Below are 15,707 nucleotides of genomic sequence, written 5' to 3' on the forward strand. Positions count from 1 at the left end.
GTCAAGCAGAAGGCCCGGCACGCGGCCGGGCCTTCGGGTGTTGCGAGATCTTTGGCGGTCCCGGCGCCTGCCGAGCGTGCTCTACCCCGCCGCGCGCCCGCGTTCGAGCGGCACGCCGTCGTCGCGCAGCAGCACATAGATCGCCGGGATGACCAGCACGGTCAGCGCGGTGGACGAGGCGAGGCCGAACACCAGCGAGATCGCCAGCCCCTGGAAGATCGGGTCGGTGAGGATGAACGCCGCGCCGATCATCGCCGCCGCCGCCGTCAGCACGATCGGCTTGAAGCGGATGGCGCCGGCCTCGACCAGCGCCGCCCGCAGCGGCACGCCGCGCGCCCGCACATGGCGGATGAAATCCACCAGCAGGATCGAGTTGCGCACGATGATGCCGGCGAGCGCGATGAAGCCGATCATCGAGGTGGCGGTGAACGGCGCATCGAACAGCCAGTGGCCGAGCACGATGCCGATCAGGGTCAGCGGCACCGGCACCAGGATGACCAGCGGCAGCCGGAACGAGCCGAACTGCGCCACCACCAGCAGATAGATGCCGAGCAGCGCCACGCCGAACGCCGCGCCCATGTCGCGGAAGGTGACATAGGTCACCTCCCATTCGCCGTCCCACAGCAGCGTGGGCTGGGAATCATCCTCCGGCTGGCCGTGATACTTGACGGTCGGCGGGCCGCCCGGCCCCCAATCGATGCCCTTCAGCGCATCCTCGACCGCGAACATGCCATAGACCGGCGCCTCATACCGTCCGGCGACCTCGGCGCTGACCATCTCGGCGAAGCGACCGTTGTGGCGGAAGATCGGGAAGGAGGCGAGCTCGCGCTTGGCCGTCACCACGTCGCCAAGCTCGACATTGGCGCCCTGGCGCGCGGTGCCGCCGGCCGGCAGCGGCGTCGACAGCACCTTCTCGCCCGGCGTCATGCCGGCGCGCGGCAAGGCGACGGTGATGTCGATCGGCTTCAGGCCGCCGCCGCGCTGCGAATAGCCGATCTTCACGCCGCCGATCAGCGCCGCCAGCGTGTCGTAGACCGCCTGCTCCTCGACGCCGTGGAACTCCAGCGCGTCCTGGTCGATCGAATAGCGCAGGCGTTCGCCGCGGGTGCCGAAGCTGTCGTCGACATCGACGACGAAATCGACCGACTGGAACGCCTGACGCACCTTGCGCGCCAGCTCGCGCCGGGTCTCGGCGTCGGGGCCGTAGACCTCGGCCAGCAGGGTCGAGAGCACCGGCGGCCCCGGCGGCACCTCCACCACCTTGACCGCCGTGCCGGCGGGCGCCGGCAGGTCCGCAAGGCGCTTGCGGATGTCGAGCGCGATGGCGTGGCTCGGCCGCTCGCGGTCGCCCTTCGGCACGAGATTGACCGACAGGTCGCCCAGCTCCGGCGTCTCGCGCGAATAGTAGTGACGCACCAGGCCGTTGAAGTTGAACGGCGCGGCCGTGCCGACATAGGCCTGGATCGAGGTCAGCTCGGGTAGGTCCTTCAGCCGCTCGGCGGCCGCAGTCAGCACCCGGTCGGTCTCCTCCAGCGAGGCGCCGCGCGGCAGATCGACCACCACCTGGATTTCCGACTTGTTGTCGAACGGCAAGAGCTTCACCCGCACCGTCTTGGTGGCGAACAGCGTGCAGGCGGCGAGCGTGGCGACGCCGACGACGGTGAGAAACACCTTGGAGCGGGTGCGGCCCGCGAGCAGCGGCCGCGCCACCCAGGCATAGAAGCGGCCCATGGCGCCGACATCGTGGCCGTCGCCGCCCGCCGTGCCGCGCTCGCGCTCGAAGCGGCGCCGCGCCACCTTGAGCAGCAGCCACGGGGTGATGGTGACGGCGACGAAGAACGAGAACAGCATCGCCATCGAGGCGTTGGCCGGGATCGGCGCCATGTACGGGCCCATCAGGCCGGACACGAACATCATCGGCAGCAGGGCCGCGACGATGGTCAGCGTCGCGACGATGGTCGGGTTGCCGACTTCCGCCACTGCTTCGATCGCCGTCTCGACCAGCCCTCGGTCGCCGCGCATCTTCCAGTGGCGCACCACATTCTCGACCACCACGATGGCGTCGTCGACCAGGATGCCGATCGAGAAGATCAACGCGAACAGGCTGACGCGGTTGATGGTGTAGCCCATCAGCCACGCCGCGAACAGCGTGAGCAGGATGGTGGTGGGAATGATCACCATCACCACCACGCCCTCGCGCCAGCCGATGGCCAGCGTGATGAGCAGCACGATCGACACGGTGGCGAGCGCGAGGTGGAACAGCAGCTCGTCGGCCTTCTCGGTCGCCGTCTCGCCATAGTTGCGGGTGACCGCGAACTCGATGTCGTTGGGCACGATGCGGCCCTTGACGATGTCGAGGCGCTTGAGGATGTCCTCGGCCACCACCACCGCATTGGCGCCCTTGCGCTTGGCGAGCGCGATGCTCACCGCCGGCCGCTTGTCGAGCCCGCCCTCGGCGTTGCGCGTCAGGGTCCAGCTCAGATGCTCCGGCTGGGCGGCGCCGACCTTCACGTCGGCGACATCCTTGACATAGACCGGGCGGCCGTCGCGCGAGGTCAGCAGCAGCAGACCGATATCGGGCATGCCCTGCAGCGTCTGGCCGGCGACCACCGGCACCGCGCGGCCCTGCTCGCGGAAGGTGCCGAGCTGGAACGAGCGGTTGGCGTTGGTGAGCTTGTCGACGAGCTGGTTGAGCGTGATGCCGTAGAGCGACAGCCGCTCCGGATCGGGCTCGACGCGGATCTGGTTGGCGCTGCCGCCGACGATGTAGCTGCCGCCGATCGAGTCGACCTTGCTCAACTCGTGCTGCAGCTCCTCGGCCACCTGGAACAGGCCGTTGTCGGTCCAGGCCGCCGCGCGCTCCGGCTTCGGCGACAGAGTGAGCACGACGATGGCGACATCGTCGATGCCGCGGCCGACGATCAGCGGCTCGGGAATGCCCTTGGGCAGGCCGGTGATGTTGGCGCGGATCTTGTCGTGGACCCGCAGCACCGCGGTATCCTGACTGGTGCCGACATAGAAGCGGGCGGTGACCATCACCTTGTCGTCGAGCGTCTGCGAATAGACGTGCTCGACCTCGTTGATGCCCTTGACGATGTCCTCGAGCGGCCGGGTGATCAGCTCCACCGCGTCCTCGGCCTTGTAGCCATCGGCGGACACCAGGATGTCGACCATCGGCACCGAGATCTGCGGCTCCTCCTCGCGCGGCACCGACTGCAGCGCGAGAAGCCCGACGATCAGGCTGCCCAGCAGCAGAAGCGGCGTCAGCGGCGACTGGATGAAGGTCTTGGTGAGACGGCCGGACAGGCCGAGCCGAACCTCGGGCTGGGTATTGCCGCTCATGGCGTCACCACCACTTCGCCGGCCTGGAGGCCGGACAGGATCTCGATCTGGCCATCGCGGGCCTCGCCGGGCTGAACGACGGCCTCGGTGCCGTCCTTCAGCCGCACGAAATGGGCGCCGGCCCGGGCATAGACGGCTGCCGCCGGCACGACGATGGCGCTGCGCCGGCCTGTCGTGACATAGACCCGGGTTCGTTCGCCGACGAAATAATTGCCGAGGCCCTCGACCTCGACGTCGGCGACCACGAGGCCGCCCTGGATCTCGGGATAGACGAGGCGCACGCGGCCCGTGCGCAGCGCCTCCTCGCCCTTGCCCTTCAGGTCATCGCTCCCCAGGCCGCGGGCGCCGATCCGGACGGGATCGCCGGCATGCATGATCTGGGCGTGGCGCTCGGGCAGGCGCAGGCGCAGGATGTAGCGGTCCTCGGCCAGCGTGGCGATGGTCTCGCCGGGCAGCACCACGCGCCCCACCGACACCGGCACGGTGAGCACCCGGCCGGCGCCGGGCGAATAGACCACGCCTTCCTTCATCTGCTGCTCGATCACGCCGCGCTCGGCCTGCATGGCGGCGAGCGTGCGCTCGGCAACGTCGAGTGCGGTGCGGGCCTGATCAAGCTGGGTCTGCGAGGAGACGCCGCGGCGCTTCAGCTCCTCGATGCGATCGAAATCGACCTTGGCCTGATCGCGCTGCGCGGCTTGCGAGCGGATGCGCTGGTCGGAGACCTTCATCTGCAGCAGCAGCTTCTCGTCGACCACGGTGGCGACCTCGGCGCCGGCCGGAATCTCGTCGCCCTCCTTGACATTGAGCTTGTCGATGGTGCCGCCGATGCGGGCGCGGGCGACGAGCTGGCGCACCGGCTCGACGGTGGCGAACACCGCCTTCCAATCCTCGACGGACGCGGGCTTGACGACGATCTCGGCCGCCGGTGCGGCGGAGGCGAACAGGACGCAGGCAAGGCCGGCGATGAGCGGTGTCGGACGCATCGGGTCTCTCCAGTGGCGTTTGACACATATATTAGAATACACTAATATAACAAGATGGAATTTGAGACGCTTGGCACCCGGGCCGCGGATGCGGAGGCCTTCCTGAAGGCGCTGGCCAACCGCCACCGCCTGATGATCCTGTGCGAGCTGCACAAGGGCGAGCGTTCGGTGAGCGAGCTGCAGGAAGCGATGGGTCTCAGCCAGTCGTCGCTATCCCAGCATCTGGCGCGGCTGCGGCTGGATGCGCTGGTCAAGACGCGCCGCGAGTCGCAGACGATCTATTATTCGATCGCCGCCGAGGGCGTGTCGCGCATCATCGCCGTGCTGTACGATTTGTTCTGCGCTGGGGCCTGCGGCGTCACGCCGCCGAAGGCACTGGGAGCGCGGGCGCGCCGCACACCCCCGTTTTGACGGCATGTTGTCCGTGAGGCCGCACGTCGGCACCCCGCATATCGAGATCCGCCGGCGCGCGGCGAGGCTTGCATCGCCCGCGCTTCCGGTGAATCGTCCCTCATCAAACCAATGACACGCCGGAACGAGCCGATGACCTCTCCCCTGCCGCACGCCCCCAGCACATCCCCCGCACCGTCCGCGGGAATCGTCGATGCCGCGGGCGTCGCCGCCGCCATGGCGCGCGATGCGATCGTGTGGGACGTGCGCGACGGCGCAAGCTTCGCCCAGGGCCACATTCCCGGCGCCGTCCATGTGCCGGGCGGCGAGCGCCTGCTGCGGCTGCCGACCCCGGAGGAAGGCGGCGAGCTGGCGTGGGTGGCGAACAGCCTCGGTGAGGCCGGGCTCGATCTCGAGCGCGAGATCATCGTCTATGCCACCCGCGGCAGCCCGTTCGCCTATGCCGGCGCGTTCGCGCTGCGCTATTTCGGGGCGCGCCGCGTCGCCACCTTCCATGACGGCATCGAGGGCTGGCGCGAGGCCGGCGAGACGGTCGAGACCAGCGAGAGCCGCCGGCAGCCGGTGACCGTCGAACTCCGGCTCGATCCGGCGCTTCTCATCCCGACCAGCGAGGTGCTGGCGCGGCTCGGCGCGTCCGACATGGTGCTGCTCGACGTGCGCACCCCCGGCGAGTTCGCCGGCACCGACGTGCGGGCCGCCCGCGGCGGCCGCATTCCCGGCGCGATCAACATCCCGTTCGAGGCCAACTGGCGCGATCCGGACACCGCCGCCAAGCTCGCCCGTGGGCTGGTGGCCGACAGCACCGGCATGCAGCTGAAGCCGCTCGACGAATTGCGCGGCCTCTATGCGGCGCTCGATCCGGCCAAGGAGATCGTGGTCTATTGCCAGTCGGGCGTGCGCGCCACCGAGACCGCGTCCGTGTTGACTGAGCTCGGCTTCGCCAGGGTGCGGCTCTACAAGCGCTCCTGGGTCGAGTATGCGGCGCAGCCCGAGGCGCCGGTGGTGACCGGCGGGGTCTGATAGGGTTTCACACCGGGCAGGTCGCGGCCGGCGCGCCGGGATGGGCGGCGAGCAGGTCGCCGGCGTCGTCCAGCGCCGGCTGAACGCTGGTGCCGCGGTTCAACCGCCCGTGCAGCGTCACCACCGTGCCGACGATGATGATCGCCGGGCCGCGCAGCGCCGCCTCGCGCACCTTGGCGGCGAGCGTGCCCAGCGTGCCGGTGACCACCGCCTGATCGGCGCGGGTGCCGTTGTCGACCACCGCCGCCGGCAGATCGGGGTCGGCGCCGCGGACGATGAATTCCGCCATCAGATCGTCGAGATGGGCGAGGCCCATATAGATCGCCACCGTCTGGCGCGGCTGCAGCAGGGCCTGCCAGTCGAGATCGACGAAGCCGTCGCGGCCATGGCCGGTGACGAACACGCAAGCCTGGGCGTGGTCGCGGTGGGTGAGCGGGATGCCGGAATAGGCGGCGCAGCCGCTGGCCGCGGTGATGCCGGGGCAGACCTGGAACGGGATGGCGTGCGCGGCCAGCACCTCGATCTCCTCGCCGCCACGGCCGAACAGGAACGGATCGCCGCCCTTGAGCCGCAGCACCCGCTTGCCCTCGCGCGCCAGCCGCACAAGCAGGCTGCAGATCTCGGCCTGGGGCAGCGTGTGCTGGCCCGGCGCCTTGCCGACGAAGATGCGCTCGGCCTCGCGCCGCACGAGATTGAGGACGCCGTCGTCGATGAGGCGGTCGTAGACCACGACGTCGGCCTTCTGCATCAGCCGCAGCGCCCGGAAGGTGAGAAGGTCGGGATCGCCCGGCCCGGCGCCGACCAGATAGACCTCGCCGCGCGGCGCCAAGGCGTGACCTTCGCCGTGAGTTTCGCCATGGGTTGCGGCGGCCTGTTCGAGCGCGGCCCGCAGGCTGGCGTCGGCGGCGCGGTCGTTGCCGGCCAGAGCGAGGTCGCCGACCGCGCCGTCCAGCACGTCCTCCCAGAACCGGCGCCGCGCTGCGGGCGAAGACAGCCGGTCGCGCACGCGGTCGCGGAAGCGGCCGACCAGACCGGCCAGCCGGCCATAGGCGGCCGGAATCGTACTCTCTAGACGCGCCTTGAGCATTCGCCCAAGGATCGGCGAGGCGCCCGAGGTCGAGATCGCGACGATCAGCGGGTCGCGATCGACGATCGCCGGCATGATGAAGTCGCACAATTCCGGCCGGTCGGCGACGTTCACCGGCACGCCGGCGCGTCTTGCCAGGGCGCCGAAGGTTTCGTCCCGGTCCGGGCTCGGGGTTGCGACGAAGCACAGTGCCCGGCCCTCCAGGTCGGCCGGCGTGGGGTCTCTCGGCTCGTGCCGAAGGTTGGGGTGATCGAGAATGGCCACGAAGTCCGGCGCAAGCTCGGGCGCGAAGGCGGTGACGCGGCCGCCGGCACGCAGCAGAAGCTCGGTGCGGCGCGCGGCGACCACGCCGCCGCCGATGACCGCGATGGGCTTGCCCTCGATATCGAGACAGATCGGCAGATGTCGCATGGTCACTCGCGCCTCCCGCGCGGGGCGGGCCGCATCGGCGCCGCCTCGTCCGTGCCGGCTCTCGAACGGCCGGCTTCGGGGACCAGCCTACCGGCCGCTCGTCATAATATCAATACATACGAATAATCGTATTCTTTCACGCGAACCGCCCCGGACGCTGGCGCTTGAAGCCGCCGCCACGCGCGGATTGTCGTTCCGGACATCACGGATTCCCCGAAAATCCGCGATCCCTGCCAGCGGCCGGCGATCGCCGCCATTGGCTTAACGCTCTGTCCATGTCTTGCGTGCCCAATGGTCACCATGCGACTTTAGCCTAAGTGTTGTCACATTTTGCTGCGATGCAGCACGCTCCGAATCGGAAGTTCAAGACCATGGCCTCATCCGTCGAGACGCCCGGCAGCATCGTCAGGCTCGGACCTGCCGATGCCGATCGCTATTGCGAGCACATGATGCGGCTCGATCAGGCGGCACGTGAACTGCGCTTCTTCGCCGATGTCTCGGATTTCCATGTGGTGCTGCATGCCGGCGCGGCGCTGTCGGACGGGCGGATCGTCATCGGCTTCGTCGTCGAGGACGAGATCCGCGGCGCCTGCGAGCTGATGCTGAGCGACGAGATCACCCGCACGGGGGAAGGCGCCTTCAGCGTCGAGGGCTGCTGGCGCCGCCACGGCATCGGCTCGCGCCTGATGGTGGCGATGATCGAGGAGGCGCGGCGCGCCGACATCCGCCGCATCGAGCTGTCGTGCCTGAAGTCAAACGTGCCGATGCAGTGCCTCGCCGCCGGCTTCACCGACGACCTGCGGTTCGAGAACGACACCGTGCTGGCCATTCTGCAGCGTGCGGGCGATGCGCCCGAGGTCGTGGGCGCACCGGACCTGCTCCAGGGCGCGGGCCCCGCTCATCCGTTCGCCGCCAGCCAGACGTCCTGAGGCCCGCTGAGCGATCGGCGTGTCCGCTGTTCCCGAATGAACGCCACGAAACGCTGCGCCCAGGCGTTGCGCGATGTGCTGCGCAGATGGCTGAAGCTCGCCAGCACATTGTTGACGACGACGCCGTCATGGCCGCCGCCGATGCCGACGCCGCGCCGCACGCGATAGGCGAACCGGCTGTCCGGCGCGATGTTCTCCAGTGCGGCGTGATGGAACTCGTGCGCCGGTATGGTGGCGCCGATCAGCCGCCCGGGCCAAGGCGAGACCGCCGTCTCCTCCAGCGTGACGAGGCCGTGGCCCTGCGGCCGTTCGTGCATCACCGTATCGGCCGGGATCGCCCCCACCATCGCGTGCGTGATGCCGCGCCATGTAATTCCGCGCGTCAGATACATCAGCCCGCCGCATTCGGCATAGACCGGAAGGCCGCGTGAGATCGCCTGGCGGATGTCGGCGAGGAGCGCGGTGTTGGCGGCAAGCCGCGCCGCCTGCGTCTCGGGAAACCCGCCGCCGATGAGCAGCGCATCGGCCGCCGGCAGGCGGCTGTCGGCCAGCGTGTCGAAGAACACGCAATCGGCGCCAGCCTGGGCCAGCGCATCGAGGTCGTCGGCATAATAGAAGCCGAAGGCGGCATCGCGCGCCACGGCGATGCGGACATCCCGGTGCCGTGAGGGCTCGACGATGCCGGGCGCGGCCGGCCGCGCAAGGGTCGCGGTGGCGGCAATGCCGATCAGGCGGTCGAGATCGACGCAATCCGCCACCAGGTCGCGGGCAGCGGCGATCACCGCGGCGGCACTCTCGGTCTCCAGCGGCGTGGTGAGGCCGAGATGGCGCTCGGCCACGGCCAGCGCATCGTTGCGCCGCACCGCGCCCAGCACCGGCACGCTGGTGTAGCGTTCGAGCACCTGACGCAGCTTGGTTTCCTGGCGCGCCGAGCCCACCTTGTTGAGGATGACCCCGGCAATCGTCACCTTGGGGTCGAACGCCGCATAGCCGGCGACCAGCGGCGCCGCGCCGCGGGTGATGCCGGTTGCATCGACGACCAGCACCACCGGTGCCGCGACCAGCTTCGCCAGCGCGGCGCTGCAGTCGCGCCCCTCCAGGTCGAGGCCGTCGTGCAGGCCCTTGTTGCCCTCGACGATGGCGATATCCGCTCCTCGCGCATTGCGCCGGAAGGTCGCGACGATCTCGGCCTCGCTCTGGGTGTTGAAATCGAGATTGTAGCAGGGCCGGCCGCTGGCGCAGGCGTGCCACAGCGGATCGATATAGTCCGGCCCCTTCTTGAAGGTCTGGACGGCAAGCCCGCGCGCCTCCAGCGCCGCGGCAAGGCCCAGCGTCAGCGTGGTCTTGCCGGACGACTTGTGGGTGGCGGAGATGAAGAGCCGGCTCACCATCTATCGTCACGCCTCAGAGCGCTCGGCCCGACGGCATCGGATCGGATCCGCCAAGCCCCTGATCTGGCGCCGCATTTGCGGAGACGGCTCCAGCCGGCGCCTTCGGCAAAAAGGGCATCAGCCGCAGCGCCAGGGCAACGATCAGCATCGCCATCGACACGCCGCTCGCGCCCAGCAGCAGCTCGGGCAGCGCGGGCACGTAGCGGCCGACCGCGCCGTCGAGGGCCGGGCTCGACACCTCCATGCCCGGGAACAGCGCCAGCGGAAACGCCTGCCCGCCGATGATGATGACGTAGAGCTGAGCGAGGCCGCCGATGAGGAACAAGGCCGAGGCCAGCTCGATCGCCAGCCGGCCCTTGGTGCCGCGCGGCGCAAACGCCAGCAGCGCCAGCGGCAGCACGGTGCCGATGCCGATCTGGCCGAGCCAGAAGATCAGTGGGAAAATGCCGCCGTCGCGCAGCAGGAACAGCTCGACGCCCTGGTGCGCGGCGGAATAGAGCTTGGTCACGTGCTGCACGGCGGTGAAATAAAGCACCGCCAATGCGAAGATTACCAGCAGGCCGCGGAACTTGCCCAGCATCTCCTCGGGCATCAGCTCGTCGCGGGTCTCGCGCGACATGGTGAGCAGCACCAGCACGGTGAAGGCCAGCCCATAGAGGAACGAGGCGGCGATGAACAGCGGCGCCAGGATCGCCGCGTCATAGGCCTCGCGCGCGATGAGGAAGCCGAAGATCGAGCCGGTGCCGGTGGTCAGCACCAGCCGCCAGCCGAAGGCGAGCCAGCCCATCGCCTTGCCGAACGCCGCCGACTTCGCGGCCTGCCGGTCCATCATCGAGAACAGGTAGGCCGCGACGATGACGACGAAGCCGGAATAGAGATAGATGTTCCAGGCGAAGATCGATTTGAAATTATAGGTAGTCATCGCCACCAGCAGCCGGTCCGGCCGGCCGAGATCGAGCACCAGCACGGCGAGCCCGCCGATCAGGAGCGCGATGGCGAGAAGGCCGGACAGCCGCGCATAGGGCTTGTAGGCCAGCCGGTTGAACACCGAGGACACCGAGGCGACATTGAGCGCGCCCGACGCCGCGACGATCAGGAACACCGCAAACACGTGCGGCAGGCCCCAGACGATCTGGTTGTTCATGCCGGTGACGATGTGGCCGTTCTCCTCCATGTACAGCGCCGCGCCGAGCCCGGCCGCGACCAGCGCGACATGAACGGCGATGAGCGCCCAGAACGGCGTGCTGTGGTCGTCGAGTGTCTGAAACGCCAGTTTCGCCATCGCTTGAGTCCACACGCTTGAAGGAGAGCGTCACAGCCCCCGGTAGCCGACGCCGGGATCGAGCCGGAGGTCGGCGCGGATGCGCGCCGGCGCCCGTGCCGCGACCGCCTTGGCGATCGCGCTATTGGGGTCGTTGAGGTCGCCGAACAGCATCGCCCCACCCTTGGCGGCGCAGGCCTCGACGCAGGCCGGCAGGCGGCCGGCATCGATGCGCGGCGCGCACAGCGTGCAGCCCTCCACCGTGCCCTTGCCGCGCGGTGCATCCGCCGTCTGGTCGTGCACCGGCTCGTGCACCAGCGTGCGCGCCTTGTAGGGACAGGCCATGATGCAGTAGCGGCAGCCGATGCAGATGTGGCGGTCGACCAGCACGATGCCGTCGGCGCGGCGGAACGAGGCGCCGGTGGGGCAGACATCGACGCAGGGCGCGCTGGCGCAGTGCTGGCACATCACCGGCACCTCGCGCGCCGCACCCGACGCCGGATCGCGCACGCTGACCTTGCGGATCCAGTGCGGATCGGTCGCCTTGTGGCCGGTGTCGGCCCAGCCATTCTCGGTGCGGCAGGCGGCGACGCAGGCGTCGCAGTCGGCCGGGCAGGCGTTGACGTCGATCAGCAGGCCCCAGCGCACCTTGGGCGAGACGGCTTCGCCCGGCGCGCGCGCCTCGGCCTCCGCGCCACCCATCGCATAGAGCGTGACGCCGGGAGCGAGCAGCACCGCCAGCAGGCCGCCGGCCCCGCGCAACAGCGCGCGCCGGTCGGCCGCGAGAGTGGTGCGGGTGTCGCGCGCATCGCTCATCGCCCGCCCTCCCGCGTCTGGTCGAGATAGGCCGCCAGATCCTTTGCGAGATCCGGCATCGTGCCGTCGCTGCCGGATGCCGCCTTGGCCGGCGCAGGGCGCGAGGCATGGCATTCGAAGCAATCGATCGACACCGCCGCATAGCTGTGGCAGGCGCGGCAGAAATGGCCGGGGTCGGCATAGCTCACCGGCTGGCCGTCGGTACCCGGCGCAGCGTGGCAGCTTATGCAGCCGGAAAGGCTGAGATCCTTGGTGCCAGAATCTTTCGTGCCCGGATCCTTCGTACCCAGTTCCTTGGTGCGTACCCCGCGATGCACCGTGTCATCGCGCTGGTGCATCAGCAGGGTCATGTGGTTGCGGCGCATGAAATCGGTGTCGCGCACGCACGCCTCGCCCTGCGCCTTCGGCGGATTGGGACGCGGCGTGCGGCCGGCGCCGGTGCCCTCGCCCGCAATGGCGCTGCCCGCCCCGATGAGCGAGACCAGCAGCGCAACCGCCATCGCTCTTGCGCGGATCATCGCTCAGTCTCCGAGGCCCATCTGGATGTAGCCGGTCGGGCAGACATCGGCGCAGATCTGGCAGCCGACGCACTTGGCGTAATCGGTGGTGACGTAGCGGCCGACCGCGCGCTGGTTCTTCGGTACGCGCGACACCGCCTGCTGCGGGCAGAAGATCACGCAGTTGTCGCACTCCAGGCACAGGCCGCAGCTCATGCAGCGCTCGCCCTCCTTGCGCGCCTGCTCCTCCGTCAGGCCGATGATGCGTTCGGCGAAATCGCCGAGCACCGCATCGGCCTCGACGTGGCGCTCCGCCCGCCGCGCCCGCGGCACATGGGCGAAGTGGCCCTTGAACAGATCCTTGTGCGAGACCACCTGCGTCGCGCTGCGGTCCTCGTAATTGTGGATGGCGAAATTGCCGGCCGAGGTGCCGCGCGCCTGCCGGTGGTCGTAGGGTGCCGGGGCGAGGCCGCGCTTTTCCAGCTCCGCCATCATGTCGAAATGGCGGACATCGATCTTGGGGCGCCGGTCGCCGAGCCGGCCTTCCAGGAAGTCGCCGATGGTCTCGGCGGCGATGCGGCCATGACCGATGGCGGTGGTGAGCAGATGCGGCTTTACTGCGTCGCCGCCGGCGAAGTGCTTCGGCATCGTCTTGACCTGGAACACCGGGTCGATGGCGATGGCGCCACGGCCGCTGTCGAGCCGTTCGAGCCCGTCGGCGAGGTCGGCCATCTGGCCGATCGCCGAGATGATCATGTCGCAGGGAATCTCGAACTCGGTGCCATCCACCGGCAGCGGCGTCATGCCCTTCATGGTGCATTCGCACACCCGCAGCGCGGCGACGCGGCCGGCCTCGTCCTTGATCACTTCGAGCGGCATGATGCCGCCCTTGATCTCGATGCCTTCGCGCAGCGCATCCTCGCGCTCGCGCTCGGCCGCCGTCATCTCGGTGATCGGGAACAGCGAGGTCAGCACCGCGCGCACGCCCTCGCGCCGCAGCGTGCCGGCGACATCGTGGGCGGTGTGGCCGAACTCGGTGCTGGGGCGCACATCGTGCTCGTTGGCGCGGGTGATGTGGCCGAGGCGGCGCGCCACCGAGGCAACGTCGATCGAAGTGTCGCCGCCGCCGACCACGACGATGCGCATGGCGGTGGAGAACACCCAGCCGCGGTTGAACGCGTCGAGGAATTCGATGCCGGTGATGCAGTTCTCCGCATCGGCGCCGGGCACCGGCAGCGGCCGGCCGCGCTGCGCGCCGATCGCCCAGAAGATGGCGTCGAACTCGCGCTCCAGATCGGCGATCGCCACATCCTGGCCGACGCGCGTGTTGAGCCGCGTCTCGATGCCGCCGAGCGCGAGGATGCGGCCGATCTCGGCGTCGAGCTTGTCGCGCGGCGTGCGATAGCCGGGAATGCCGAAGCGCATCATGCCGCCGAGTTGGTCGTGCGCCTCGAAGATGACGACAGCGTGCCCGGCGCGGCGCAGGAAATAGGCCGCCGACAGGCCGGCCGGCCCGCCGCCGATCACCGCGACTGTCTTGCCGCCGAGCGGCGCCGCCGCCGGCAGGGACAGGCCGTGCTCGATCGCCCAGTCGCCGACATAATGCTCCACCGCGTTGATGCCGACGAAATCGTCGACCTCGTTGCGGTTGCAGCCGTCCTCGCACGGCGCCGGGCACACCCGGCCCATCACCGCCGGAAACGGATTGGCCTCCACCATGCGCTGGAAGGCGTATTCCTGCCACGGCATGCCGGCCACCGGCGGCTTGTCCATGCCGCGGGCGATCGCCAGCCAGCCGCGAATGTCGTGGCCCGACGGGCAGCTCGCCTGACACGGCGGCGTGCGGTGAACATAAGTGGGGCACCGGTAGGAGCGCCCGGCCTGGAAGATCTTCTCGGTGAGATCGTCCCACGCCCACATGGTCTTGCCGGTCTCGAACCGGCGGAAGGTGAGCTTCTCGCCGCTGGTCACGTCACTCATCGCCGCTCCCCTCCTTTTGTGCCGCGGGCCCGCCATCGTGTTCGCCGTCCGGCGCGTCGTCTTCGTCGGACGCGTCACCCGTCCGCGATCCGCTCAGCACGATGGCGTTCGACACCATCTGATGCACGCTGACGATCGCCTCCATGTCGAAGCCGTATTTGGGCAGGATCTTCGAGAACTGCGCCTTGCAGATCGCGCAGATCGCCGCCATGTGCGTCACGCCGTGCTCGTCGGCGACGGCGCGCAGCGCCCGCATGCGCGGCTGGGCGCCCTTGATGCGGACGTCCATCAATTCATCGGTGAGAAGCCCGCCGCCACCGCCGCAGCACAGCGTGCTCTCGCGGATGGTCTCCGGCGCCATGTCGTAGAAATGGTTGCAGACCGTGCGCAGGATGGCGCGCGGAATCTCGAACTGGCCGCCGGGCTCGTCGCCCATGCGCGAGGCGCGTGCGACGTTGCACGAATCGTGGAAGGTCAGGCGGATGTGGTCGTTCTTCGACTTGTCGAAGGTGAGCCGCCCGGCCTTGATCAGATCCCAGGTGAATTCGCAGATGTGCTGCGGCCGCGGGTATTTCGGATCGAGGAAATCGAACGGGCCGGCCAGCGTGTCGAGGAAGTTGTAGGCGACGCGCCAGGCATGGCCGCATTCGCCGAACACCAGCCGCTTGACGCCGAGATCCTGCGCCGCCTTGCGGATGCGCAGCGCCACATTGCGCATGTTGTCGGTGGAGCCGATGAACATGCCGAAATTGGCGGCTTCCGAGGCATGGGAGCTGAAGGTCCAGCTGATGCCGGATTCGTGCAGCACCTTGGCGTAGCCGATCAGCCCCTCCATGTGCGGCGAGGCGAAGAAGTCGGCACTCGGCGTCACCAGCAGGATCTCGGCGCCCGGCTCATCGAGCGGCAGGCGGACGGCGACGCCCGTCTCCTCCTCGATCTCCTCCTCCAGCCCCTGGAGCGTCGCTTTCAGCGCCTTGGGCGGCAGGCCGAGATTGTTGCCGATCCTGAACACCTTGCCGATGATCTCGTTGGAATACTTCTGCCCCTTGCCGATGGTGTCCATGATGTCGCGCGCCGCCATCGAGATCTCGGCGGTGTCGATGCCATAGGGGCAGAACAGCGAGCAGCGCCGGCACTGCGAGCATTGGTGGAAGTAGCTGAACCACTCCTCCAGCACCGCCTCGGTGAGATCCTCCGCCCCGACCAGCGACGGCGCGATCCGGCCGGCCAGCGTGAAGTGGCGGCGATAGACCTTGCGCAGCAGATCCTGGCGCGCCACCGGCATGTTGTTGGGATCGCCGCTGCCCAGGAAGAACTGGCACTTGTCGGTGCAGGCGCCGCATTTGACGCAGGAGTCGAGATAGACGCGCAGCGCCCGCGAGCTTTCCAGCAGCTCGCCGAGCCGGGCGATCGCCTTCTCCTGCCAGCCCTCGACGAGTTGGCCGGGGAAGCCCAGCGCCTCCTGGTGCGCGGGCGCCGCCACATAGGGCTTGGAGCCTGCCATCGCGCCGGGCGCGAGCGCCGGACACTCCAGCGGGTCGCCGTTGGCGCGGTCCATGATGTTGTCGTCGCCGGCCAT

At 69.1% G+C, this 15,707-nt stretch carries 12 protein-coding genes; 3 read left to right on the forward strand and 9 right to left on the reverse strand.

The genetic code is table 11. The annotated features are described in order from the left end of the window. Positions 1-81: 81 nt before the first annotated feature. Positions 82-3,342 (reverse strand): efflux RND transporter permease subunit, encoded by a 3,261-nt coding sequence (locus tag BLTE_RS15215; RefSeq protein WP_126401484.1) that lies wholly within the window; start codon positions 3,340-3,342, stop codon positions 82-84. Next, positions 3,339-4,325 carry an efflux RND transporter periplasmic adaptor subunit gene (locus BLTE_RS15220; protein ID WP_126401485.1) on the reverse strand — a complete coding sequence of 329 codons (987 nt, stop codon included), beginning with the start codon at positions 4,323-4,325 and terminating at the stop codon, positions 3,339-3,341. The genes BLTE_RS15215 and BLTE_RS15220 overlap by 4 nt, the downstream gene beginning before the upstream one ends. Positions 4,326-4,379: 54 nt before the next feature. On the opposite strand from BLTE_RS15220, the gene BLTE_RS15225 reads away from it, so the two are divergent. Both BLTE_RS15225 and BLTE_RS15230 read left to right on the forward strand, forming a co-directional pair. Beyond that, a complete protein-coding gene (locus tag BLTE_RS15225; protein ID WP_126401486.1) occupies positions 4,380-4,736 on the forward strand; it encodes an ArsR/SmtB family transcription factor in 357 nt (118 codons plus the stop codon). A 132-nt stretch (positions 4,737-4,868) separates the two neighbouring features. Continuing rightward, positions 4,869-5,756: a sulfurtransferase gene (locus tag BLTE_RS15230; RefSeq protein WP_160140643.1), complete on the forward strand. Its 888-nt coding sequence runs from the start codon at positions 4,869-4,871 to the stop codon at positions 5,754-5,756. Positions 5,757-5,763: 7 nt separating this feature from the next. On the opposite strand, the gene cysG is transcribed toward BLTE_RS15230, so the two are convergent. Continuing rightward, positions 5,764-7,254, reverse strand: a complete 1,491-nt coding sequence (gene cysG / locus BLTE_RS15235) for a siroheme synthase CysG (protein ID WP_126402242.1) — start codon at positions 7,252-7,254, stop codon at positions 5,764-5,766. A 371-nt stretch (positions 7,255-7,625) separates the two neighbouring features. Here cysG and BLTE_RS15240 point away from each other — a divergent pair, with 371 nt between their 5' ends. After that, positions 7,626-8,183: a GNAT family N-acetyltransferase gene (locus BLTE_RS15240; RefSeq protein WP_126401488.1), complete on the forward strand. Its 558-nt coding sequence runs from the start codon at positions 7,626-7,628 to the stop codon at positions 8,181-8,183. Here the strand turns inward: BLTE_RS15240 and BLTE_RS15245 are convergent. The 6 genes from BLTE_RS15245 to dsrK are packed head-to-tail and all read right to left on the reverse strand — an operon-like array spanning position 8,153 to position 15,707. Beyond that, positions 8,153-9,574 carry a cobyrinic acid a,c-diamide synthase CobB gene (locus tag BLTE_RS15245; RefSeq protein ID WP_244600014.1) on the reverse strand — a complete coding sequence of 474 codons (1,422 nt, stop codon included), beginning with the start codon at positions 9,572-9,574 and terminating at the stop codon, positions 8,153-8,155. The genes BLTE_RS15240 and BLTE_RS15245 overlap by 31 nt on opposite strands. A gap of 13 nt (positions 9,575-9,587) precedes the next feature. Next, positions 9,588-10,856, reverse strand: coding sequence for an NrfD/PsrC family molybdoenzyme membrane anchor subunit (nrfD, locus tag BLTE_RS15250; RefSeq protein ID WP_126401489.1), 1,269 nt, complete (start codon positions 10,854-10,856; stop codon positions 9,588-9,590). 30 nt (positions 10,857-10,886) lie between these two features. Next, the gene (dsrO, locus tag BLTE_RS15255) at positions 10,887-11,651 is read right to left on the reverse strand and encodes a sulfate reduction electron transfer complex DsrMKJOP subunit DsrO (RefSeq protein WP_126401490.1); all 765 of its coding nucleotides are present in this window, start codon (positions 11,649-11,651) and stop codon (positions 10,887-10,889) included. Then, positions 11,648-12,169 (reverse strand): hypothetical protein, encoded by a 522-nt coding sequence (locus BLTE_RS15260; protein ID WP_126401491.1) that lies wholly within the window; start codon positions 12,167-12,169, stop codon positions 11,648-11,650. The genes dsrO and BLTE_RS15260 overlap by 4 nt, the downstream gene beginning before the upstream one ends. Positions 12,170-12,172: 3 nt before the next feature. Continuing rightward, on the reverse strand, positions 12,173-14,128 hold the full coding sequence (locus BLTE_RS15265; protein ID WP_126401492.1) for an NAD(P)-binding protein: 1,956 nt from the start codon (positions 14,126-14,128) through the stop codon (positions 12,173-12,175). Continuing rightward, positions 14,121-15,707: a sulfate reduction electron transfer complex DsrMKJOP subunit DsrK gene (gene dsrK, locus BLTE_RS15270; protein ID WP_197723240.1), complete on the reverse strand. Its 1,587-nt coding sequence runs from the start codon at positions 15,705-15,707 to the stop codon at positions 14,121-14,123. Before dsrK ends, BLTE_RS15265 begins: the two co-directional genes overlap by 8 nt.

Source organism: Blastochloris tepida (genome assembly GCF_003966715.1).
Taxonomy (GTDB): Bacteria; Pseudomonadota; Alphaproteobacteria; order Rhizobiales; family Xanthobacteraceae; genus Blastochloris; species Blastochloris tepida.

What these genes read in the sequence shown, in the direction of transcription:
- BLTE_RS15215 (WP_126401484.1), bottom strand. Translation starts at nt 3,342, where the DNA reads ATGAGCGGCAATACCCAGCCCGAGGTTCGGCTCGGCCTGTCCGGCCGT.
- BLTE_RS15220 (WP_126401485.1), bottom strand. Translation starts at nt 4,325, where the DNA reads ATGCGTCCGACACCGCTCATCGCCGGCCTTGCCTGCGTCCTGTTCGCC.
- BLTE_RS15225 (WP_126401486.1), top strand. Translation starts at nt 4,380, where the DNA reads ATGGAATTTGAGACGCTTGGCACCCGGGCCGCGGATGCGGAGGCCTTC.
- BLTE_RS15230 (WP_160140643.1), top strand. Translation starts at nt 4,869, where the DNA reads ATGACCTCTCCCCTGCCGCACGCCCCCAGCACATCCCCCGCACCGTCC.
- cysG (WP_126402242.1), bottom strand. Translation starts at nt 7,254, where the DNA reads ATGCGACATCTGCCGATCTGTCTCGATATCGAGGGCAAGCCCATCGCG.
- BLTE_RS15240 (WP_126401488.1), top strand. Translation starts at nt 7,626, where the DNA reads ATGGCCTCATCCGTCGAGACGCCCGGCAGCATCGTCAGGCTCGGACCT.
- BLTE_RS15245 (WP_244600014.1), bottom strand. Translation starts at nt 9,574, where the DNA reads ATGGTGAGCCGGCTCTTCATCTCCGCCACCCACAAGTCGTCCGGCAAG.
- nrfD (WP_126401489.1), bottom strand. Translation starts at nt 10,856, where the DNA reads ATGGCGAAACTGGCGTTTCAGACACTCGACGACCACAGCACGCCGTTC.
- dsrO (WP_126401490.1), bottom strand. Translation starts at nt 11,651, where the DNA reads ATGAGCGATGCGCGCGACACCCGCACCACTCTCGCGGCCGACCGGCGC.
- BLTE_RS15260 (WP_126401491.1), bottom strand. Translation starts at nt 12,169, where the DNA reads ATGATCCGCGCAAGAGCGATGGCGGTTGCGCTGCTGGTCTCGCTCATC.
- BLTE_RS15265 (WP_126401492.1), bottom strand. Translation starts at nt 14,128, where the DNA reads ATGAGTGACGTGACCAGCGGCGAGAAGCTCACCTTCCGCCGGTTCGAG.
- dsrK (WP_197723240.1), bottom strand. Translation starts at nt 15,707, where the DNA reads ATGGCCGGCGACGACAACATCATGGACCGCGCCAACGGCGACCCGCTG.